This window comes from Rhizobium sp. B21/90 (assembly GCF_019355815.1).
In the GTDB taxonomy this organism is placed as follows: Bacteria; Pseudomonadota; Alphaproteobacteria; order Rhizobiales; family Rhizobiaceae; genus Rhizobium; species Rhizobium rhododendri.
This window is the reverse complement of sequence record NZ_CP072162.1, coordinates 1419988-1439494: the sequence shown is the minus strand read 5'-3', so window position 1 is coordinate 1439494 and position 19507 is coordinate 1419988. Positions and strand designations below refer to the sequence as shown.

General features: G+C 60.5%; 24 protein-coding genes and 1 other annotated feature. Of the genes, 5 read left to right on the top strand and 19 right to left on the bottom strand.

What is annotated here, in order from left to right:
• Positions 1-72: 72 nt before the first annotated feature.
• Positions 73-128, top strand: a sequence feature (sul1 is cis-regulatory element that is thought to sense ions involved in sulfur or methionine metabolism; They are found in Alphaproteobacteria).
• Positions 129-198: 70 nt separating this feature from the next.
• The gene (locus J5278_RS06880; protein ID WP_209184405.1) at positions 199-1665 is read left to right on the top strand and encodes a SulP family inorganic anion transporter; all 1467 of its coding nucleotides are present in this window, start codon (positions 199-201) and stop codon (positions 1663-1665) included.
• A gap of 66 nt (positions 1666-1731) precedes the next feature.
• Here J5278_RS06880 and msrA read toward each other — a convergent pair whose 3' ends face one another.
• From msrA to J5278_RS06865, 3 genes are all read right to left on the bottom strand, one after another.
• Complete coding sequence (gene msrA / locus J5278_RS06875) at positions 1732-2238, bottom strand: peptide-methionine (S)-S-oxide reductase MsrA (protein WP_209184406.1); 507 nt, start codon at positions 2236-2238, stop codon at positions 1732-1734.
• Positions 2235-2684 carry a peptide-methionine (R)-S-oxide reductase MsrB gene (msrB, locus tag J5278_RS06870; protein WP_209184407.1) on the bottom strand — a complete coding sequence of 150 codons (450 nt, stop codon included), beginning with the start codon at positions 2682-2684 and terminating at the stop codon, positions 2235-2237. Before msrB ends, msrA begins: the two co-directional genes overlap by 4 nt.
• Positions 2685-2855: 171 nt before the next feature.
• The gene (locus tag J5278_RS06865) at positions 2856-3419 is read right to left on the bottom strand and encodes a TetR/AcrR family transcriptional regulator (protein ID WP_209184408.1); all 564 of its coding nucleotides are present in this window, start codon (positions 3417-3419) and stop codon (positions 2856-2858) included.
• Positions 3420-3509: 90 nt separating this feature from the next.
• Here J5278_RS06865 and J5278_RS06860 point away from each other — a divergent pair, with 90 nt between their 5' ends.
• The gene (locus tag J5278_RS06860) at positions 3510-4253 is read left to right on the top strand and encodes an SDR family NAD(P)-dependent oxidoreductase (protein WP_209184409.1); all 744 of its coding nucleotides are present in this window, start codon (positions 3510-3512) and stop codon (positions 4251-4253) included.
• 59 nt (positions 4254-4312) lie between these two features.
• Here J5278_RS06860 and J5278_RS06855 read toward each other — a convergent pair whose 3' ends face one another.
• The 11 genes from J5278_RS06855 to J5278_RS06805 form a co-directional block, all read right to left on the bottom strand.
• Entirely contained in the window at positions 4313-5149 is an 837-nt protein-coding gene (locus J5278_RS06855) for an aspartyl/asparaginyl beta-hydroxylase domain-containing protein (RefSeq protein ID WP_209184410.1), read from the bottom strand.
• A gap of 151 nt (positions 5150-5300) precedes the next feature.
• On the bottom strand, positions 5301-6344 hold the full coding sequence (locus tag J5278_RS06850) for a Gfo/Idh/MocA family protein (protein WP_209184411.1): 1044 nt from the start codon (positions 6342-6344) through the stop codon (positions 5301-5303).
• 8 nt (positions 6345-6352) lie between these two features.
• The gene (locus tag J5278_RS06845) at positions 6353-7144 is read right to left on the bottom strand and encodes a ThuA domain-containing protein (protein ID WP_209184412.1); all 792 of its coding nucleotides are present in this window, start codon (positions 7142-7144) and stop codon (positions 6353-6355) included.
• 129 nt (positions 7145-7273) lie between these two features.
• Positions 7274-7615 (bottom strand): SMR family transporter, encoded by a 342-nt coding sequence (locus tag J5278_RS06840; protein WP_142823450.1) that lies wholly within the window; start codon positions 7613-7615, stop codon positions 7274-7276.
• A 15-nt stretch (positions 7616-7630) separates the two neighbouring features.
• On the bottom strand, positions 7631-8194 hold the full coding sequence (locus J5278_RS06835) for a TetR/AcrR family transcriptional regulator (RefSeq protein WP_209184413.1): 564 nt from the start codon (positions 8192-8194) through the stop codon (positions 7631-7633).
• 47 nt (positions 8195-8241) lie between these two features.
• Positions 8242-9330: an ABC transporter ATP-binding protein gene (locus J5278_RS06830; RefSeq protein ID WP_209184414.1), complete on the bottom strand. Its 1089-nt coding sequence runs from the start codon at positions 9328-9330 to the stop codon at positions 8242-8244.
• Positions 9327-10154: a carbohydrate ABC transporter permease gene (locus J5278_RS06825; RefSeq protein WP_209184415.1), complete on the bottom strand. Its 828-nt coding sequence runs from the start codon at positions 10152-10154 to the stop codon at positions 9327-9329. Before J5278_RS06825 ends, J5278_RS06830 begins: the two co-directional genes overlap by 4 nt.
• On the bottom strand, positions 10151-11053 hold the full coding sequence (locus J5278_RS06820; protein WP_209184416.1) for a carbohydrate ABC transporter permease: 903 nt from the start codon (positions 11051-11053) through the stop codon (positions 10151-10153). Before J5278_RS06820 ends, J5278_RS06825 begins: the two co-directional genes overlap by 4 nt.
• Positions 11054-11195: 142 nt before the next feature.
• The gene (locus J5278_RS06815; RefSeq protein WP_209184417.1) at positions 11196-12425 is read right to left on the bottom strand and encodes a sugar ABC transporter substrate-binding protein; all 1230 of its coding nucleotides are present in this window, start codon (positions 12423-12425) and stop codon (positions 11196-11198) included.
• A gap of 79 nt (positions 12426-12504) precedes the next feature.
• Positions 12505-13407, bottom strand: a complete 903-nt coding sequence (locus J5278_RS06810; protein WP_209184418.1) for a sugar phosphate isomerase/epimerase — start codon at positions 13405-13407, stop codon at positions 12505-12507.
• A 26-nt stretch (positions 13408-13433) separates the two neighbouring features.
• Complete coding sequence (locus J5278_RS06805) at positions 13434-14468, bottom strand: Gfo/Idh/MocA family protein (protein WP_209184419.1); 1035 nt, start codon at positions 14466-14468, stop codon at positions 13434-13436.
• 135 nt (positions 14469-14603) lie between these two features.
• On the opposite strand from J5278_RS06805, the gene J5278_RS06800 reads away from it, so the two are divergent.
• The 3 genes from J5278_RS06800 (at position 14604) to J5278_RS06790 (ending at position 16500) form a co-directional block, all read left to right on the top strand.
• A complete protein-coding gene (locus tag J5278_RS06800; protein WP_209184420.1) occupies positions 14604-15641 on the top strand; it encodes a LacI family DNA-binding transcriptional regulator in 1038 nt (345 codons plus the stop codon).
• An 87-nt stretch (positions 15642-15728) separates the two neighbouring features.
• Positions 15729-16118 (top strand): group II truncated hemoglobin, encoded by a 390-nt coding sequence (locus J5278_RS06795; RefSeq protein ID WP_209184421.1) that lies wholly within the window; start codon positions 15729-15731, stop codon positions 16116-16118.
• 7 nt (positions 16119-16125) lie between these two features.
• Positions 16126-16500: a DUF423 domain-containing protein gene (locus tag J5278_RS06790; protein ID WP_209184422.1), complete on the top strand. Its 375-nt coding sequence runs from the start codon at positions 16126-16128 to the stop codon at positions 16498-16500.
• A gap of 15 nt (positions 16501-16515) precedes the next feature.
• Here J5278_RS06790 and J5278_RS06785 read toward each other — a convergent pair whose 3' ends face one another.
• The 5 genes from J5278_RS06785 to J5278_RS06765 form a co-directional block, all read right to left on the bottom strand.
• Positions 16516-16830 (bottom strand): antibiotic biosynthesis monooxygenase, encoded by a 315-nt coding sequence (locus J5278_RS06785; RefSeq protein ID WP_209184596.1) that lies wholly within the window; start codon positions 16828-16830, stop codon positions 16516-16518.
• A gap of 29 nt (positions 16831-16859) precedes the next feature.
• Positions 16860-17135 (bottom strand): hypothetical protein, encoded by a 276-nt coding sequence (locus tag J5278_RS06780; RefSeq protein WP_142823461.1) that lies wholly within the window; start codon positions 17133-17135, stop codon positions 16860-16862.
• Complete coding sequence (locus J5278_RS06775) at positions 17132-17527, bottom strand: DUF2325 domain-containing protein (RefSeq protein WP_209184423.1); 396 nt, start codon at positions 17525-17527, stop codon at positions 17132-17134. The genes J5278_RS06780 and J5278_RS06775 overlap by 4 nt, the downstream gene beginning before the upstream one ends.
• 124 nt (positions 17528-17651) lie before the next feature.
• Positions 17652-18995, bottom strand: coding sequence for a TonB family protein (locus J5278_RS06770; protein ID WP_209184424.1), 1344 nt, complete (start codon positions 18993-18995; stop codon positions 17652-17654).
• A 62-nt stretch (positions 18996-19057) separates the two neighbouring features.
• On the bottom strand, positions 19058-19480 hold the full coding sequence (locus J5278_RS06765; protein ID WP_247749191.1) for a hypothetical protein: 423 nt from the start codon (positions 19478-19480) through the stop codon (positions 19058-19060).
• Positions 19481-19507: the final 27 nt, after the last annotated feature.

The following is a 19507-nucleotide window of genomic DNA, read 5'->3' as shown; positions in this document are numbered from 1 at the left end:
GACTGCAAAACTGTAAGCGGTGCCATTTTCTGTTGCGCCGCAATATCGAGTCTGGCTATAAGAGCTTATTCGACTGGACCCGGTGAAAATCCGGGTGGCTATTCCGGCCGCCGATCCGCCGGACCACGCAAATATGTGCATGCCAGGATACGACCGCATTTTCAGCGGCGATCGCCATGCTTTGCGAGAATTCATCCCATGATCCTATCGTCCTTCAGCCGGGACTGGTCTGCCCGTCCCACGCGTGAAATGCTGGCCGGTGCAGTTGCCACCTTTGCCCTCATTCCGGAAGTCATCGCCTTTTCCTTCGCGGCCGGCGTCGATCCGCAGGTCGGCCTGTTTGCCTCCTTCGTCATCGGCATCGTCATTGCCTTTACCGGCGGCCGCCCCGCGATGATCTCGGCTGCGGCCGGCTCCGTCGCCCTCGTGGCGGCTCCGCTGGTCCACAGCCACGGCCTTCCCTACCTTCTCGCCGCCGGACTGCTCGCCGGCGTAATCCAGATCCTCTTCGGCCTTCTCCGCCTCGGCGTGCTCATGCGCTTCGTCTCGAAGTCTGTTCGGACGGGCTTCGTCAACGCCCTTGCGATCCTGATATTCTCGGCCCAGATGCCGCAAGTCATCGGCGCCGGATGGGCAACCTATGCGGTGCTTGCCGCAGGCCTTGCGCTCATTTACCTGCTGCCCCTGATAACAACGGCTATCCCCTCGCCGCTGATCTGCATCGTCGTTTTGACAGTCGCGTCGGTGATGCTGCACCTGCCGGTGAAGACCGTCGCCGATCTCGGACGGTTGCCCGACAGCCTACCGATCTTTGCCTGGCCCTCCGTACCGTTGACGTTCGAGACCCTCGGCATCATCGCCGGCCCGGCGCTTGCAATTGCCATGGTCGGGCTGCTGGAATCGATGATGACCGCCAGCGTTGTCGACGACCTCACCAATACGCCGAGTTCGAAGAACCGTGAAGCCACCGGTCTCGGCCTGGCCAACGCGGCTGCCAGCCTGTTTGGCGGCATCGCCGGCTGCGGCATGATCGGCCAGACGGTGAGCAATATCAAATATGGCGGTCGCGGCCGCCTCTCGACGCTGTTTGCCGGTGCGTTCCTGCTCATACTGATGGTGCTCCTGAAACCATGGGTATCGCAGGTACCGGTTGCCGCGCTGGTGGCGATCATGGTCATGGTCTCGATCGACACATTCGACTGGTCCTCGCTCAGGGCCATCGTCATCCATCCGAAAATGTCGAGTACAGTGATGCTGGCAACCGTGGCCGTGACTGTCGCCACGTCGAACCTGGCGATGGGCGTCGCGGTCGGCGTGCTCCTTAGCGGCGTGTTCTTCGCCTTCAAGGTGGCGCGACTGATGGACGTGACGCTGGAACCGGCGGCGGTTGACGGTCAATCCACCTTCCGAGTGACCGGACAGGTGTTCTTCGCCTCGGCCGATCTGTTCGTCGATGCCTTCGACGTCGCGGAGTTTGCCGGCAAGTCGGTCGTCATCGACGTGTCGCGCGCACATTTCTGGGACATTACCGCAGTCGCAGCGCTGGACCGGGTAGTTGCCCGCTTCAGGGCGCAAGGCGCGAACGTGGATGTCCGCGGCATGAACAAGGCCAGTTCGACGCTGGTCGAAACGCTCGACCGGCCATCAACCGACAACGCCTCCTGAGGAGCACATCAACAAAAAAGGGCCCGCTGGCAGTTACCAGCGGGCCCTTTGAAATAAGTCCTAAGCTCAGGCGGCCTGCGTCCGGCGCGGCAGCTTCCAGTTCGGACGGATGAAATGGCACGTATAGCCATTCGGGATCCGCTCCAGATAATCCTGGTGCTCAGGCTCGGCCTCCCAGAAATCGCCGACCGGCGAGACTTCGGTGACGACCTTGCCGGGCCATAGCTTGGACGCATCGACATCGGCGATGGTGTCTTCGGCGATCCGCTTCTGCTCGTCGTTGACATAGAATATCGCAGACCGGTAGCCTGGGCCGACATCGTTCCCCTGCCGGTTCGGCGTCGACGGATCGTGGATCTGGAAGAAGAACTCCAGGAGATCGCGGTAGCTGATTTTCGAAGGATCGAAGTTGATCTCGATGGCCTCGGCATGGTTTCCGTGATTGCGGTAGGTCGCATTGCGCACCTCGCCGCCGGAATAGCCGACGCGCGTCGAGACGACGCCGGGCATCTTGCGGATCAGATCCTGCATGCCCCAGAAGCAGCCACCGGCAAGAACAGCACGTTCGGTCATTGGACTTCCTCCGTCTGGTTGATATAGGCGCCGTAGCCTTCAGCCTCCATCTGGTCACGATGGATGAAGCGCAGCGACGCGGAATTGATGCAATAGCGAAGACCGCCGCGATCTTGCGGCCCATCGGGAAAGACGTGGCCCAGATGGCTGTCGCCATGCTTGGAGCGCACCTCGATGCGGACCATGCCATGCGACGAGTCGTGCACCTCGCTCACATAGGCAGGCTCGATCGGCTTGGTAAAGCTCGGCCAGCCGCAATGGGAATCGAACTTGTCGGACGAGGCAAACAGCGGCTCCCCGGAAACGATATCCACATAGATCCCCGGTTCCTTGTTGTTCAGCAAAGGGCCACTGCCCGGACGTTCCGTTCCGCTTTGCTGCGTCACCCGGTATTGCTCCGGCGTCAGCTTGGCCACGGCTTCTGCCGTTTTCCTGTATTCCGTCATTGTAACCTCCAACGGTTTCTTCTGACCAGAGATGGCGATGCAAAGCCGATTTTTCAATCGCCGATGCCAGCAGGATAATGCAATTGCTTATATGCGACAGCAGTTGTTGCGTCGAAGAAGATGCAGTTACCCCCGGTGATGGCTGGCAGAGACAGAGAAGTATATCGATGGCTAATCCGAACCTCTTACGCTTATGCCATTCAGGAACAAGTCCACCAGATGGCCGATACGCGATTTCGATGGATCGTCATTTTCGATGGCAATGGAGATGGCAGTTACAACGTAGATGAAATCCTCGTAAGTGACATCGCGGCGGATGGTGCCAGCTTCTTGTCCACGCTGCAGCAGCCGACGCCCTTCCGCGGTAATCGCATTACATCCGGGCGTCCCGCATTGGATAACAGTCCCGATCGAAACAGCAAGGCTCTGATACGTGCTCGTGTTCCTGGCAAGATCTTCAAGATAAGCTCGCACCGCATCGCCTGGAGTTAGATCTGGGTCGCGCTTACGGCTGGTCTCGGCCAGCGACAAGAAACGCTCGTTGCTGGTAGCTGCCAAAAGTGCCTCACGCGTGGGAAAGCGACGATAAAGCGTGCCGATACCGACGCCTGCGCGCTTGGCAACCTCTTCCAGCGGAACACCAGCTCCTTTTTCGAGGAAGAGCTCCTCTGCGGCAGAAAGGATAAGTTCGCGGTTTTTTTTCGCGTCAGCCCGGAGGGCGGGTTCATCACTCAACTTATTTTCCTCTATCGCTTGCCAAGTGGAGGCTACCTCCATATTACAAGTGGAGCAATCCTCCACTTGTCAAAAAAGGGCAAATAAGAAATGACAAAACGTTTCGAAAACAAAGTCGTGGTGATAACGGGAGGTAGCGACGGCATCGGCCTCGCAACGGCCAAACTTTTCGCCATCGAAGGTGCGCACGTGTACATCACAGGGCGCCGGCAAGAACTACTCGCCGAGGCCGTGAAAGAGATCGGCCACGGGGCGGTCGGCGTGCAAGGTGACGTCACCAAGTCTGCCGACGTCGTGCGGCTTTACGAACGGATCCAAAGCGACCACCAAAGGGTCGATGTCGTCTTCGCCAATGCGGGCATTTACGAGGTCGTTCCGCTCGATGCAATCGACGAAACGCATTTCGACTCGATCTTCAACGTCAATGTGAAAGGTATGGTGTTCACAGTGCAGAAAGCACTGCCACTGATGACAGCAGGAAGTGCCGTCGTCCTCAACGGCTCCATTGCTGGCAGCAAAGGCCTGCCAAGCCAGTCTCTTTATAACGCCAGCAAGGCAGCGGTGCGCTCGTTCGCCCGAAGCTGGACGAATGAGCTTAAGGAGCGAGGCATCCGCGTCAACGTCGTCTCGCCTGGTGGAACAGAAACACGGCTGATACGCAGCTACCTTGACACGCAACCCGAAGTCGAAGAGGCTCTCAATAGAAGCGTGCCGCTTGGGCGGTTGGGGGAACCGGACGAGGTGGCACGCGCAGTCCTTTTCCTGGCATCAAGCGAGAGTAGCTTTGTCGCTGGACATGAACTCTTCATCGATGGCGGTGTTGCCGCGGTTTAGGCCTCGGGCGTCGCAATGCCATTGCAATCCCGGCCTCGCAACAACTATCTGTGATTGCGCTAGTCCGTCTTGCGGTTCCGCAATGCCTCGGCCTGGGCGTAGAATTTCTTTTCCCACTCCTTGTGGTTGTCGAGACCTTCGCGGATGAACGGGGTGAAGATCGCCAGGTTCATCAGCATCCAATTGATGAAATTGGCCGGGAAACGGGTAGGCTTGTTGAAGTCGACAAACAGCACGACGCGGGTCTTGTCGGTGTGGTTCCAGGCCTCGTGCTCATAGGCGTCGTCGAAAATGAGGACCTTGCCTTCCTGCCAGTGGCAAATCTGGTCCTTGACGCGGATCGCCAGTTTGTCAGCCGGTTCAGGCACGATCAGCCCCAGATGAAGGCGCAACACGCCATTATAGGGGCCGCGATGGGCCGGCAGGTGCTTGCCCGGCTCGAAGATCGAGAACATCGCCGTTTTCATGCCGGGAATTTTCTGCACGACCCGCCAAGTATCCGGGCAGGCCTGGATGTTCTGCTCGGATTTCAGCCCGAAGCCGGCGAGAAAGAATGTCCTCCAGTGGCTGTCCGTCGAGATCGTCTTCACATCCGTGGAAATTTCCTGGAAGGTCGGCAATTCGCTCTGGCGCAGCAACACGCGGTCGAGTTCGGCGCGAATCAGCGGCCAGTCCTTCTCGATCTCGGCGACCCAGGGAAAGATCGCATTATCGTAGACGGGGGGATTGCCGAGCTTGGCATATTTCAGGTTCAGCCGTTCGGCCCAGGCAACGATGCCCATGAAGAAGCGCGTCATGGCTCCCGGGCGCTCCATTGGCGCGATGCCGGTCGTGGCGAAAGTCTGGTCGGAAGGCTTTGGCTCTACGGAAGAGGAATTGGTCAGGGTATCGGTCATATCTATCAATTTCTGCTGGAAAGACGATCGTCGAGCGTCGGAGTTGGGCTTATCGAGCCATTCGGTTTGCGGCTAGTATGTATGCAATCGGCTATGATGCGCAAGCATCGCAGTCCGCGATCCCGGCACGCATCACCGCATTCTGATCGCCTCAGACTTTCAGTTCGCGGCGCTCGAGTTCCGTCACAAGCGCCAGATCCAGGACCTTCTGCAGATTGGCGGCATGGCGGAAATTCGGATCCTGAGGCACGCCGGTCCGCACAGCCTCGACAAAGCGCTGGTAGTTGGTCAGCACCGAGGGCACGTCGACGACTTTCCACTCTGCCGTTTCCACGTCGTCGCCAGTGCAGACACGTAGCTCCGAACCGTCCGGACGGTGGATGACTTCAAGCCCGCCGCGCTCGCCATAGACCCGCAACTTCAGTTCGTTGAGATGCCCCGTCGCCCAGCGCGTCGCATGCACGACGCCGAGGGCGCCGTTGGCAAAATCCACCGACATCGCAAAGCTGTCATTGGCATCGAGCCGGTATTCGCCGATCTGGCCGCCCGGGGCCTTGTTGAAGGTCTTCAGTCGCGCAAACACGTGATCGATATCGGTCGCCGCACCATAGGCGGCAAAATCGAGAATGTGGATGCCGATATCGCCCAGCACGCCGTTAGACCCGTGGCCGGTCGATAGCCGCCATAGCCAGGTAGATTCGCTGCGCCAATCTCCCCAAGCCTTGGAAACGAGCCAGCTCTGCAGATAGGACGCCTCGACGTGCTTGACTGTGCCGATCTCGCCGGCGATCACCATCTCGCGGGCCCGCTGCAGCGGCGCGACGTTGCGATAGGTCAGGTTGACCATGTTGATGACGCCGGCCCGTTCAGCCGCCTCCGTCATCTCGAGCGCCTTTTCGTAGTTCTCGGCGAGCGGCTTTTCACAAAGCACATGCTTTCCGGCCGCCAGCAGGGCGAGCGTCGTCGGGTGGTGCATGCGATCCGGCGTGACGTTCGTCGCCGCGTCGAATTCCCCCCAGGCAATCGCCTCGTCCAGCGACGTGAACCGGGTTTTGATATTGAACCGGTCGGCAAAGGTGGCAAGCCGGGTGGCATCGCTGTCGACAGCCGCGACCACCTCCACGCCGTCTATGCGCGCAAAATGATCGAGCTGGTTCTTGCCCATGACGCCGGTGCCAACGATGATGAGACGCATATTCGACCTCAGCGGTAACCGGCTTCGCCGGCCTGGTGCAGTTTCGGGCCACGTTCGGTAATCGGCTCCAGCGCCTGCTCGACGGGAACGTTCGGCGCGTCATGGATGCCGGTCCATGCCGCCTGCGGATTATAGGCCCAGGCAACGGCGTTGATCAGCACGGTCTTGATATTCGGGTCGTAGTAGGTCGGATAGGTCTCATGACCCGGGCGAAAATAGAAGATGTTGCCGGCGCCACGCTTCCAGGTCATGCCCGACCGGAAAACCTCCCCGCCCTGGAACCAGGAAATGAACACCGTTTCGAGAGGTTCCGGCACCGAAAAGGCCTCGCCGTACATTTCCTCGTTTTCGAGCACGAAATTTTCCGGCAGACCGGTAGCGATGGGATGGCTCGGATTGACGACCCAGACGCGCTCCCGCTCGCCGGCCTCGCGCCATTTCAACGCACAGGGCGTGCCCATCATCCGCTTGAAGATCTTGGCGAAATGGCCGGAATGCAGGACGATGAGCCCCATGCCCTCCCAGACGCGCTTGGCGACGCGCTCGACGATCGCGTCGTCGACGGCTCCATGGTCGGCATGGCCCCACCAGACGAGGACATCGGTGTCGTGCAGCCGCGCTTCGCTCAATCCGTGTTCCGGCTCCTGCAGGGTGGCAGTCGTTGCCTCGATGCGCGCATCGCTATTCAGCGCCGCGGCAATCGCCGTGTGCATGCCCTCCGGATAGACCTTGCGAACCACGTCGCTTGTCTGCTCGTGGATGTTCTCGCCCCAAACCACTGTTCGAATTGTTTTTGCCATAGCATCTCTCCCGTGAGTCTCTGTTGTATTGCGGCATTCCCGCCTTTTTCGGGGCATGCCGCCAGCTCGCATGATGTTGAAGCAAATAGAGCGGCCATCCGAGTTGAGAAAGGGCGCCAGGCCTTGCGCTCAATGCGAAATCGATTTGGAAAACAGGTTGACGACGAGCACTCCGGCGATGATCAGCACAAGCCCGATGACGGCCGGCAGATCAAGCCGCTGACGGAAGAACACCAGCCCGACAACCGAAATCAGCACGATGCCGAGCGCGCTCCAGATGGCATAGGCAACGCCGACGGGTATGGCCTTGAGCGTGATCGACAGACAGTAGAACGAAGCTGTGTAGCACGCGACGAGGACGACGATCGGCCAGGGTCGCGTGAACTGCTGCGACAGTTGCAGCGCCGTCGTGCCGATCACCTCCAGCACGATGGCGACCAGCAGCAGGCCATAAACGGATGCATTCGCCATCGGGCCCTCTTCTTTCTATTTGTGCGTGAGACTGACAAGCCGGTCGACGAGCGCCTGTCGGGATGCGGGTGTTGCATCGCCACTGCCGAGAACCTCGGCAAGCCAGATCCCGTCTATGGCAAACCGCACGATCCGGGCATCGACGGACGAATCCGTACCGACGAAATTCTCGCTCTGCTTTTCCACCCAGTCTCGCCAGCGCTGCCGCAGCGCCGGGTCGGTCAGCAGCGTCAGCGTCGCCTGCCCCCAGTCCCCGGAGGCCTCGGTACGCTCTCTAAGATCGACGACCGCACGCAGATAGCCACGGGTGAAACGGCCATAAGGCACTGGGTCGTTGCGCATCTGCCCATCGATAGCCGCATCCAGCTGGTCCAGCAGGCTGTCGAGCATGGCCTCCAGCAAGCTGGCCTTGGTCGGGAAGTGATGCAGGAGCCCACCCTTGCTGACGCCAGACGCAGCCGCCACGGCATCCAGCGTCACAGAGGCGACGCCGCGCTCAGCCGCCAAACGCGCGGCAACCGCGAGCAGTTGCTGGCGGATAAGCAAGGGTTGCTTTTTTCTGTGATGTGCGTCGGACATTCCGCATGACATACCGTCCAGACGGTTTTGTCAATCGTGTAAACCTGTCAACTTGCCGACCTCACCTCGATGCGCCTTTCCGTCGTGACATCGAAAAGATGCACCTGCGATGGGTCGATGGACAGGCCGATGCGATCCCCCGGCCGTACGCCCCGACGGGAGGTCTCGACGATAGTCAGTTCCGGGACCGTGACTGTCGTCAGGAACGTCGAGGACCCCGTCGATTCGACGGTGTCGATGCGGATATCGAACGTCCCTTGCCCTTCGGGCGCGGTGACGAGATGTTCGGGTCGCAAGCCGGCAAGCACCGGTTGGCCGGGGTGCAACTGGCCGGAGATCGGCAGCGTCCGCTGACCTTCTGCAAAATCGAGCACCACGCTCCGGCCATCGGCAGCGGCGCGTGCCGGCACGAAATTCATCGCCGGTGAGCCGATGAAACCTGCCACGAAGCGATTGACCGGCCGGTCGTAGAGATCGAGCGGGGCACCCTGCTGCTCGATAACGCCGTCCTTCATGACAACGACATGATCGGCCATTGTCATTGCCTCGATCTGGTCATGGGTCACGTAGACGAACGTTGCCTTCAGCCGCTCGTGCAGCATGCGGATTTCCTTGCGCATATGGACGCGCAACGCCGCATCGAGGTTCGACAGCGGCTCGTCGAACAGGAAGGCCTTCGGATGGCGGACGATGGCGCGGCTCATGGCAACACGCTGCCGCTGGCCGCCGGAGAGCTCGCGCGGGTAGCGTTTCATCAACGGCGTCAGCCCGGTCGTGGCTGCAACATCGGCAGCGGCCTTGCGGGCCTCGGCTTTCTTCACGCCACGGATGCGAAGGCTGTAGGTCAGGTTCTCCTCGACCGTCATGTGGGGATAGAGCGCATAGGACTGGAACACCATGGCAATGTCGCGCTTGCGCGGCGGCACGTTGGTCATCAGTTCGCCGGCAATGCGCATGTCGCCCGCAGAGATCTTCTCCAGCCCCGCCAGCGACCGCAGAAGCGTGGACTTGCCGCAGCCGGACGGCCCGACCAGCGCGACGAAGGTGCCATCCTCGATGGCCAGATTGATATCCTTCAATGCGTGGAAGGCACCGTAGTACTTGTTGACGCCGCTGAGTTCGATTTGAAGGGTCATTTGAGGGCTCCCGATGTGAGGCCGGAAACGATGCGGCGCTGCAGAAGAACGAAGATGGCAAGGATGGGCGTCACATAGATCGTCGAATAGGCCATGATCTTGTTCCAGTCGGTGGTGTTGGGGCCCATGAAGCTGTTGAGCCCGACGCTGGCGGGCTGCAGGTCCGCCGCCTGGATCATCGACTTCGAATAGACGAACTCGCCGAAGGCCTGCATGAAGATGAGAATGGCGCTGACGAGGATACCGTTGCGGGCCAGCGGCAGGACGATGTTGAAGAAGGCACCGATGCGCGAATTGCCGTCCACCAGCGCAGCCTCCTCCAGTTCCATCGGCACGCTCATGAATGTAGCGCGCACGAGCACCACGAAGAACGGCATCTTGTTCGCGGCGATGGCGATGATGACGGACAGACGCGGGTAGTCGAGCAGTCCGATCTGCGAGAAGCCGACAAATATCGGCGTGATCATCAGCGACGGCGGCAGCACCTGCAGAAGCAGGATCAGGAACAGCCCGACGTCGATCCAGTGGTTGCGGTACCGCGCCAGCACGTACGCGCATCCGCAGCCGAAGATCGAGATCAGCACCACGGCACCGACGGCGATGACCAGCGAGTTCCAGAGATAGCGGGCCATGTTACGGCTCGCCCACACCTCGCCGTAGATGCTCCATTGGGGATCGTGCGGCCAGAAGCTGGGCGGCGTGACATACATCGCCGAGCCGCTTTTCAGGCTGGTGACATACATCCAGTAGAGCGGGAAGAGGTAGATGACGGCAAGCACGATGGCGGCAAACAGCATCAGCCTGTTGCGGAAAGTGTCACTCATCCCCGCACCTCATGGCGTGTTGACCGGACATAGATCACCGAAGCGACAATGACGAAGACCAGCATGATGACCGAAATTGCAGCTCCCTTGGCGAAGTCGTACTGACGGAACGACAGGTCCCAGGCCCAGAACTGCGCGACGTTGGACGAGTTGTTCGGCCCTCCGTCGGTAATCGCCGCAAACAGGTCGAATTGCTGTAGCGTGAAGATCAGCCCCAGCGAGACCACGGCACCGATGGTCGAGCGCATCATCGGCAGCGTGATCGTCCAGAAGCGCTGGAAGACATTGGCGCCATCGAGTTCGGACGCCTCGAACAGATCCTTCGGGATAGCGGCAAGGCCGACCGACAGCAGGATCATGTTGAACGCCGCGCCCAGCCAGATGTTGGCGAGAATGACGGCCCACAGCGAGAAATTCGGGTCCGATCGCCAGAAGATGTTGCTGCTGATGATGCCGGTTTCGCGGAGTATGAAGTTGAAGATGCCGAAGTCGCCGGACAGCATCCAGTTCCAGACCGCGCCGACAACAAGACCGGGCATCACCCACGACACCAGGAACAGCCCGCGCAGCCAGGAGGCACCGGGAAAATTCACCCAGAAGAACAGTGCGAGGCCAAAGCCGATGGCAAACTGGCCGGCAATCGATGCCACGACGAAGATCGCCGTGTTGAAAAGGATGCTGCGCGTCTGCGGCAGCTGGAACAGGTCGATATAGTTCTGAAGACCGGCAAACGGCCTGATGAAGGTGCCCATGCTGAACATGTCGACCTGCTGGAAGCTCATCAGCACATTGTAGATGAGCGGCAGTCCGGACAGCAGGAACAGGAAGGACAGCGGAAAGACGACAAGGGTGATGTCGAAACCGCGACCATCGGTGAGACTGGATAGGATTTTGCGCATGGTCTCCCTGTGGGTCAGCACGGCGGTGCTGCCTTGCAATCTCGAAATGGGGCCATCTCTACATTGGCGACGAGACGGCCCCTTCCGGGAGGAAACTGTGGGGATGGCGGATCTACACCGCCATCCGGCTAGAGTGCTGGTATCAGCCGAGCGCCTTGATCTTTTGGGCTGCCTGGTCGAGCGCGTCCTTCGGCGACATCTGGCCGGTGAGCGCCGCCTGGATGGCATCCTGGATCGCCTTGGAGATCTTCGCCCATTGTGGCGACGGACCACGCGGCTTGGCATATTTCAGCTGTTCGACGAAGGTCTTCAAAGCTGCGTCTTTCAGAGCATTGCCGGTCGGCGGGATGGTGATGTCGGAGCGGGCCGGCAACTGGCCGAAATCCTTGAACATCGTCGGGTCCTGGGACACGAAATATTCCACCACCTTGAAGGCCTCTTCCGGGTGCTTGCTCTTCGAGAAGATCGCCCAGTTATAGTCGCCCATGGCCGACGAGCGTTGCGCACCTTCCTCAGGAACCGGCAGGAGCGCGGTGCCCCAGTCGAACTTGGCATCCTTCAGCATGCGATCGATTTCCCACGGGCCGGAAATGACCATGGCGGCATTGCCGGAGTTGAACGTGGCGGTCGAATCCCATTGCCCGCGTGTCAGCGAATCGCGCGAGGCAAGCTTTTCGTCGATGATCTGCTTCCAGATGGTCAGTGCCTTTACAGCGCCATCCGTGTTGATGTGGTCGTAGGTGGCGCCGCCCATCTGTGCCCAGGGCAGGAACTGGAACGTCCCCTCTTCACCAGCCTTCGCTGAAAACGCCAGGCCGTAGACGTTCTTTGCCGGATCGGTCAGCTTCTTTGCATCCGCAACCAGTTCGTCCCAGGTCTGCGGCGGCTTGGCGGGATCGAGTCCGGCTGCCTTGAACATGTCCTTGTTGTAGTAAAGCGCGATGGTATTCGTCGCCTTCGGAACGCCGTAGTATTTGCCGTCCCACATCACCGACTTCAGCGGACCGGGGAAGTAATTGGCGGGCTTGACGATCGTCGATTTGGAAATCATGTCGGTGAGATCGAGAAAGGCGCCATGCGAGGCGAACAGCGCATGGTCCGGATTGTCTATGGCAATGATGTCGGGCGCCTTGCCGGTCGAATAGGCGCGCATCGCCTCGCTGACCACGTCGTCGAACTGGATTTCGCGATATTCGATCTTGATGCCGTTGTTGAGCGCATTGAACCGCTTCGCAAGATCGGGGGCCGGTTGCCCATCCTTGTCCAGCGACCAGACGGTGATGACTGTGTCCTCCGCCCTCGCAGACAGCCCGAATGCGGACACGCTGGCCAGAGCCAGGACGCCAAGCAACATGATTTTACGGATACCCATGGTTCTCCTCCTTCTTGGTTATCCATTGGACCGGCGTCCTCCCGCCGGCCTTATGCACGTCTTCAGTATCCTGCTAACCTCAGGCGGCGATCGCGACGAAATCGCCACCGCGGCTCTTCTTCAGGTAATTCAGTCCGTGGACCTGGCCGGTCATCTCCAACTCGTTGCGGTAGACCGGATCATGCCAGCCTTCGATGTCGATCGAGCCGGACCAACCTGCCATCCGCAGCTCGGAGATGATGTCGGTCCAGTTGCTGTCGCCAAAACCGGGCGTGCGCATGAGGACGAATTCTTCCTTACCGAAAATGCCATGCTCCTTGATGACATCCCAGCGGATCGTCGCGTCCTTGCCGTGGACATGAAAGATCTTCGACGCCCACTTGCGGATCTGCGGCAGCGGCTCGATCAGGTAGACCATCTGGTGGCAGGGTTCCCACTCGAGCCCAATGTTTTCATCCGGGGTCTCGTTGAACATCAGCTCCCATGCATCTGGATTGTGGGCAATGTTCCAGTCGCCGGTCGCCCAGTTGCCTTCCATGGCGCAGTTTTCGAAGGCTATCTTGACGCCCTTGTCGGCGGCGCGCTTGGCAAGCTCGCTCCAGATCTGCTTGTAGCGCGGCAGGCTGTCGGTCAACGGCTTGTTGCGGACGCGGCCGGTAAAGCCGGCAACGCAAGTAGCGCCAAAATGATGGGCGTTGTCGATGCAATCCTTCCAGCCCTGCAGCGTCTGCAGGTCCATGTCGCCTTCCTCAAGCGGATTGCCGAACATGCCGAGCGTCGACATGGTGATATCGCGATTGCCGATGGCATCGATACAACGTTTGCCGAGCTCGGCAAGGTTCTGGCCGTTTGTCGTCTGCCAGAAGAACGGCTCGAAACTTTCGAAGCCGAGATCGGCGATCTTGGAGATGCGGGCCGCAGCGTCCTCGTCGGAGGCCTTGACCATGGTGCCGATACGGATGGAATTGGCTGGATTATTCACGATCTCTGTCCTTGTACTGAAGGTCTTCAGGCTGAAATGTCGATGCGTTGGCCGGACCTGGCGCTCTCGATGGCGCCAAGCACCATGGCAAGGCTGCGGATATTGTCGCTGCTCACCGTCTCAGGAGGCCGCCCGGTCTTCACGGCCTCGAGGAAGCTGGCGATGACGCTGGCATGACCATGGGTCTCCGCCTCATGCTCGGGTCCTGGCACCTCGATCGGGGTAAAGCCATGCAGCAGCCCCTCCTCGTTGCCGGCGACCGTCGCCTCGAAAGCGTCCTCGCCATCCCAGGTCAGCATGCCCTTCGAGCCCGTCAGCCGCCACTGGCTTTCCCAGCTCGTCCGCCGCCCCTCGGCACACCAGGAGCCGCGATAGGTGAAAGTGACGTCGTCCGAAAATTCGAAGATGGCGTGGGCAGATGCACCGTCGCGGTACCATGAGCCTTTCGGGTTCGTCTCTACGCAATAGACGGCCAGCGGCTTGCGGTCGGCAACGAAACGCGCCGCATCGAAGGTGTGGATCGCCATGTCGAGCAGCAGCACGTGGTCCATCTCATCGCGGAAACCGCCGAAATGCGGCCCGAGGAAGAAATCGCAGTGTATGCCGGTCAGTTCGCCGATGGCACCGCTTTCCACAAAGCGCCGCAGGCGCCGGATGCCGGCGATATAGCGGCGGTTCTGGATGATGGCGTGCACCTTGCCGGTCTCCGCGGCCAGTTCGATCAGTGCCGCGCCTTCCGCCAGCGATGTCGCCATCGGCTTTTCCGAGAGCACATGGCAGCCGGCTTTCAGCGCCGTCGACACGACGCCGAAGCGCGCAGCCGGAATGACGACGTCGAACACCATGTCCGCCTTCGTCCGGGCGATGACATCGCCGAGATCGGAACCTATGACGGTACCTTCGAGACCGAACTCCTTGGCAAGGTTCTCAGCCGTCTCGCGGTTGAGATCGACGAGGCCGACAATTTTTATGGCAGCGGCTACTGCCGGGTCAGATGCGATGGCGCGCAACCAGCCTTTGGACATAGCTCCGCACCCGCACAAAATGGCATTGAATGTCAAAATCTTTTCCTCCGCCGGAGCGCGTCATCTCCCATGACAATGGCTCCGTAAACGTTTACGAGACTAGTCGGAAATGTTTTGCTGTGTCAAGAGAGGGAAAAACGGAATTTGCCGACCGAAGGAAAAACGCCGCCGATGAAGGGTATCCGACAGCTCGCCAAACACCTCGATATTTCGATCGGCACGGTCTCTCGCGCCCTAAATGGCAAGGCCGATGTCAATGCCGAGACGCGTCAGCGTGTGCTCGCAGCAGCCGTCGAACTCGGCTATGTCGCCAACCAATCCGGCAGAAGCTTGCGCCAGGGAACGACCAACGTTATCGGCCTGATGATGGAATCGAGCAAGGAAACCAACGAGAACGGTGACAACTTCTTCCTAGGCCTGACCAGCGGGCTGCAGAGCGTGCTGTCGCGTCACAAGCTCGACCTTATCATGCTGCCCTGCCCCAGTGAGGAGGATCCGACCGAATACCTGCAGCGCATGGTCGCCCGCGGCATCGTCGACGGCATGATCATCTCTGCCACGCAGCGAATCGACCATCGTCTGGACCTCCTGTCGCGCACCAAGATCCCTTTCGTCACGCTTGGACGCAGCCAGTCCGGCGGTGAATATTCCTGGGTCGATCTCGATTTCGACGGTGTCGCAAACAGCTCAGTCGATCGGCTGATCGCCAAGGGCCATCGCCGCATTGCCGTCGCGGCACCATCGAACGACGTCAATCTCGGCTACATCTTTCTCGACGGCTACCGGAATGCCCTGAAGCGCCACGGCATCGCATATGACCCGTCGCTGGTTTTCAGGGTCAAATCCAGCGAGCAAGGCGGCTACCAGGCGGCACACGAGATGCTGTTGCTTGACGACCGGCCAACGGCGATCATCCTCATCTACGAACTGATGGCGATCGGCCTTTACCGCCGGCTGACGGAGGCAGGCGTCATTCCCGGCCACGACCTCGCCGTCATCGGCTTTCGCGAAGAGCCGCGCGCAAAATTCCTGCAGCCAACGCTGACCTGCTTTCGCATGTCCGTGCGCGATCTCGGTGTCGAACTGGCCGAGACCCTGCTGGCCACCATGCCCGCCTACGCGTCCTTCTATCCGAAAGGCGCCTGCAACACGATATGGCCGCTGGAACTGGTGCCGGGCGAAAGCGATGGCTTCGAGCGGAAACCCTGACCGCAGCGCCGAAACGCCGCAGTCAGCCATCTAAGCTTGCGGGATTGTCGACCGCGCGGCATTTAGGATGCAAAGCAGGAGCCGGCGGTGAGCGAAGAGACGACCACATTGTATGAAGCCATCGGTGGCGCGCCAACGGTGCAGGCGCTGACCGATCGCTTCTATGCGCTGATGGATACGCTCCCCGAGGCCGCCCGCTGCCGCGCCATCCACCCGCCGAGCCTCGACGGCAGCCGAGAGAAATTCTACGAATACCTGACCGGCTATCTCGGCGGCCCTCCGCTCTACACAGACAAGCGCGGCCATCCCCGCCTGCGCAGCCGCCACTTGCCGGCAGCTATCGGACCACTTGAGCGCGACGAATGGCTGCTCTGTTTTCGCCGCGCACTGGATGAGACGATTGCCAGCGAGCAACTCAGGGGCATCATCTGGGAACCGGTCGAGCGCCTTGCCCACCACGTGCAGAACAAGGAATAGCAGCCCGATGAACGCCTATGTCCGCCCAACCCTTCTGCTTATGTCCGGTATCTTCGGCTGCGCAGGCGTTGCCTTGGCCGCAGCCTCCGCGCATGCCGGTGGCGATACGCACCTGCTGGCGTCGGCATCGGCAATGTGCCTTGCCCACGCGCCGGCCCTGCTGGCGCTCTACGTCGGATATCGCAGCCTTCGCACCGCGCCGCTTGGCGGCCTGATGATGGGGCTCGGCACACTGCTGTTCACAGCCGATCTGCTGGCTCTTTATGCAAGGGGAACCGGGCTGTTTCCGATGGCGGCCCCCATCGGCGGCTTTGCAATGATGGGCGGGTGGCTGGTCGTGGCAGCAGGCGCCTTCTTGCGGACAACACCTAAGCCCGATTGAGATCAGCCAGACGGCTCAGATGCCTTGGACCACTTTAAAACCCTCGAACACGGGATGGCCGATATAGACCGCCTTGTGATCGCCGGCATTGCGGTGGGACTTCCGAAAGCTCTCGGATTTGGTCCAGTTGATGAAATCAGCCTCGTTGGCCCAGGTCGTGTGCGAGGAAAACAGGGTGTAGCCCTCTTCCTCGTTTGTCTTGCTGCGCAACAGCCGGAACTCGACGAAGCCCGGAACTTCCGGCAGGCTGGAATCGCGATTTCTCCAGATGGATTCGAATTCCGCCTCGGAGCCGACGGCTACCTTGAAGCGGTTCATGGCGATATACATGGTCATCCCTTTCGAGTCCTACGGGCCTTTCAAGCCTTGGAAGAATATCGCCGATGTTTGCCCGATGCAGCGGCAAAGGCAACCACATTTCTCCCCGTCGCGGCATCGCGTCCGAAGGCTGCGACTGGCACCTCGCCCGGCGGACGGGCGGCCTCACGTGGAAAGACAATGACATCAGGCGCATGGGCCGCTGTACCCCGCCGCGCCATCAGCGCAGAAATCTCAGGCACTGCAGCGCCGCCCTCACCAGTCGGCGCCAGCCTGTGTAGGCCGATCATATTCACGCTGTCGGAGCTATCGGTCATTGTGTCGTGACCCGGTCGTTCATGGTGTGAAGGGCGCGCTCGAGGCTGGATTTGCTGCCGTTGCGCAAGGGGATAAAGGTCTTTCCGTAGCGCTTGCAGCCGGTCTTGACCCTGAGGCAGGCGTCGTGGCTGATACAGTCGATCGGGCAGAAGACGCAGTCTACTGACTGCAGTGCGGTGTCGATGCGCGAAACTGCTTCCCGCAGTCCGCCGTCATGGTGCAACAGTTCGGCGCCGAAATTGCTGGCGATCTGGCGAAGATGGGCAACCTGACAATCGCGTCCGCCGACATAGAGAAAGCTGCGGCCGTCCAATCGGGATTTGCCCGTCGCTAGCGGCGCAGCCTCGGTGATCGCCACCTCGCGGTTATCCCTTTTGCTCTTGCGCGCCATGCCATCACTCCGTTTTTCTGGTTTCATTTCGGCCCGATTTCGGCGGGCCTGGAGCGACCTTATTAAACTGGAGTATTCGAGTAAAGTATAAACTTGATTATTTTACTCATCTTATTTGCCTCCCCTAATTGCCTGTGACCTGCACCTCCTGGGTGAAGGTCCAGCTGGGCTTTCCCCACTCCGGCGGCAGCGATGGAAACGGTGCGGCACGGCGAACGCCGTCGAGCACCACACTATCTATTTCGGGAACGCCGGAACTACGCGCGAGCGACAAAGAGGTCAGCTCACCGCTGACGCCGATGGTCAGCCGCACACGCACTGTCAGCGCTGTCGTGATACGGCGATATTGCGATGGCGGCCGCACCGAGCGGCGGATGCGCGACTGTACCTTGCCGGGATAGTTCGCCACGGCGGCGCTGCCCGATCCCTGGCGATTGCCGACTGCTGCCGAATTGCTGTCGGAGCGGGCTGTTTCGGTGCCTTCCGACGAGCCGCGCTTGGTATCCTGCTCGTTTTCCCCCTTCGAGCCAGACTTCATCTTCGCAGCTTTCGGCGGCGGCTTCTTCACCACGTCCTTCGGCTTCTGTACCTTCGGCGGTGGCGTCGGCTTCTCGATAGGCTTAACCGTCGCCTCCGGCGGAATGATCTCCGCTGGCGGCGCGGGCGGGACAGGAGCACTCGCCGCATCTGTCGGAGGTGCTGCCGGCGGTTTCGTTTCCTCGAGTGGGATCTCGGTCGCTTGCGGCTGGACGACGGTGGGTTCGGCCGGCACTTGCGCCGCCAGTACCTCCGGTTCGGGAGAAACGACGGTCTCCGGAGAGACCTGGCTCAACGCCTGCGTCGGCTGCACCGGATCAGGCTGAATAGCTTCCGGCACCGGTTCAGACGGCTGGACAGCGGGTGCGGGTTCCGTCTGTTGCGGCTCGACCGGCGTGACTTCGGCCGTTTCGGTCTTGCTCGGCTGGACGGCCTGGGCAACGATCTCGTCGGGCTTAGGAGGTTCCTTGTTCTCTTCGCCCGAGGCCTGCTGGTCTGCGTCGCCGTTTCCAAGCATGACGACACTGACACTGTCGCCGGCATCCTCGACAGGATCTTCCGGCAACGTCACGACGGCCGTCATCAGCGCCGAAAAAACCGCTACGTGAAAGAGCAGAGAACAAAGGCTTGCCGCAAAACCTGCCGCCCTCCTTTTCGCGCGGACCGTTCTTGGCGCGTCCGGCAGCGAATCGATCGGCGGCGCTGCCGTGCCTGATTCCGTAGCGGCGTCAGGGTGAGCCGGATAGGAGGCGATGCGGGTAACGCGCGCATAGTGGACGACCGCCTCGGCAGCGGGCGGACGCGGGAGTTCGTCTAGTCCCGACAACTCGTGAGCCAGAAAGGTCGGCGGCGTGTTGTCGTTGACAACGGCTCCCATGCGCGGATCGATGCCGGCAAATGGTCTGGATCGGGACTTGGCTGGACTGGTCATGCGCTGCATCCGCCGTTCGGGGAATAGGCGGGCAGCCGGGATCTACCCCGACGCCCGGGATTTCAACCCTCGAAGGGGATTGGCGTCTGCGACCGGGTCGTCAGCGCTGCCTTGCATTCTCCGGCGGCCGGCCCGTCACAAACCGGCGTGTCGTTGACGATGACCCGGGTGACCGCCTCGCACTTGAGGTTCGGCATATCGAACTGCCGCACCCGCTTCTTGCCCACCGGCAACTCGCGGAAATCGAGCACGGTCACTTTGTCGACGGCGTTCTTTTCGTTGAAAAATGCCAGTTCAAAGGAGATCTTCGCAATCGGCGTCGCCATGTCGTTCTCGGCGACGAAGGTCATCATGCATCCCTTTGCCGATGGCGTAAGGGCATTGAGCTCGACATTAAGCCGAGCGGCAACCGGTGTCTGTTGCTGGGCCGAGGCGGATCCCCCCGCCGCCGCGATGACAACATTGCAGACAAATAAACAGACCATCGTCTTCAAGCGCATAGGGCTCTCCCG

What these genes read in the sequence shown, in the direction of transcription:
- J5278_RS06880 (WP_209184405.1), top strand. Translation starts at nt 199, where the DNA reads ATGATCCTATCGTCCTTCAGCCGGGACTGGTCTGCCCGTCCCACGCGT.
- msrA (WP_209184406.1), bottom strand. Translation starts at nt 2,238, where the DNA reads ATGACCGAACGTGCTGTTCTTGCCGGTGGCTGCTTCTGGGGCATGCAG.
- msrB (WP_209184407.1), bottom strand. Translation starts at nt 2,684, where the DNA reads ATGACGGAATACAGGAAAACGGCAGAAGCCGTGGCCAAGCTGACGCCG.
- J5278_RS06860 (WP_209184409.1), top strand. Translation starts at nt 3,510, where the DNA reads ATGACAAAACGTTTCGAAAACAAAGTCGTGGTGATAACGGGAGGTAGC.
- J5278_RS06855 (WP_209184410.1), bottom strand. Translation starts at nt 5,149, where the DNA reads ATGACCGATACCCTGACCAATTCCTCTTCCGTAGAGCCAAAGCCTTCC.
- J5278_RS06850 (WP_209184411.1), bottom strand. Translation starts at nt 6,344, where the DNA reads ATGCGTCTCATCATCGTTGGCACCGGCGTCATGGGCAAGAACCAGCTC.
- J5278_RS06845 (WP_209184412.1), bottom strand. Translation starts at nt 7,144, where the DNA reads ATGGCAAAAACAATTCGAACAGTGGTTTGGGGCGAGAACATCCACGAG.
- J5278_RS06840 (WP_142823450.1), bottom strand. Translation starts at nt 7,615, where the DNA reads ATGGCGAATGCATCCGTTTATGGCCTGCTGCTGGTCGCCATCGTGCTG.
- J5278_RS06835 (WP_209184413.1), bottom strand. Translation starts at nt 8,194, where the DNA reads ATGTCCGACGCACATCACAGAAAAAAGCAACCCTTGCTTATCCGCCAG.
- J5278_RS06830 (WP_209184414.1), bottom strand. Translation starts at nt 9,330, where the DNA reads ATGACCCTTCAAATCGAACTCAGCGGCGTCAACAAGTACTACGGTGCC.
- J5278_RS06825 (WP_209184415.1), bottom strand. Translation starts at nt 10,154, where the DNA reads ATGAGTGACACTTTCCGCAACAGGCTGATGCTGTTTGCCGCCATCGTG.
- J5278_RS06820 (WP_209184416.1), bottom strand. Translation starts at nt 11,053, where the DNA reads ATGCGCAAAATCCTATCCAGTCTCACCGATGGTCGCGGTTTCGACATC.
- J5278_RS06815 (WP_209184417.1), bottom strand. Translation starts at nt 12,425, where the DNA reads ATGGGTATCCGTAAAATCATGTTGCTTGGCGTCCTGGCTCTGGCCAGC.
- J5278_RS06800 (WP_209184420.1), top strand. Translation starts at nt 14,604, where the DNA reads ATGAAGGGTATCCGACAGCTCGCCAAACACCTCGATATTTCGATCGGC.
- J5278_RS06790 (WP_209184422.1), top strand. Translation starts at nt 16,126, where the DNA reads ATGAACGCCTATGTCCGCCCAACCCTTCTGCTTATGTCCGGTATCTTC.
- J5278_RS06785 (WP_209184596.1), bottom strand. Translation starts at nt 16,830, where the DNA reads ATGTATATCGCCATGAACCGCTTCAAGGTAGCCGTCGGCTCCGAGGCG.
- J5278_RS06780 (WP_142823461.1), bottom strand. Translation starts at nt 17,135, where the DNA reads ATGACCGATAGCTCCGACAGCGTGAATATGATCGGCCTACACAGGCTG.
- J5278_RS06775 (WP_209184423.1), bottom strand. Translation starts at nt 17,527, where the DNA reads ATGGCGCGCAAGAGCAAAAGGGATAACCGCGAGGTGGCGATCACCGAG.
- J5278_RS06770 (WP_209184424.1), bottom strand. Translation starts at nt 18,995, where the DNA reads ATGACCAGTCCAGCCAAGTCCCGATCCAGACCATTTGCCGGCATCGAT.
- J5278_RS06765 (WP_247749191.1), bottom strand. Translation starts at nt 19,480, where the DNA reads ATGGTCTGTTTATTTGTCTGCAATGTTGTCATCGCGGCGGCGGGGGGA.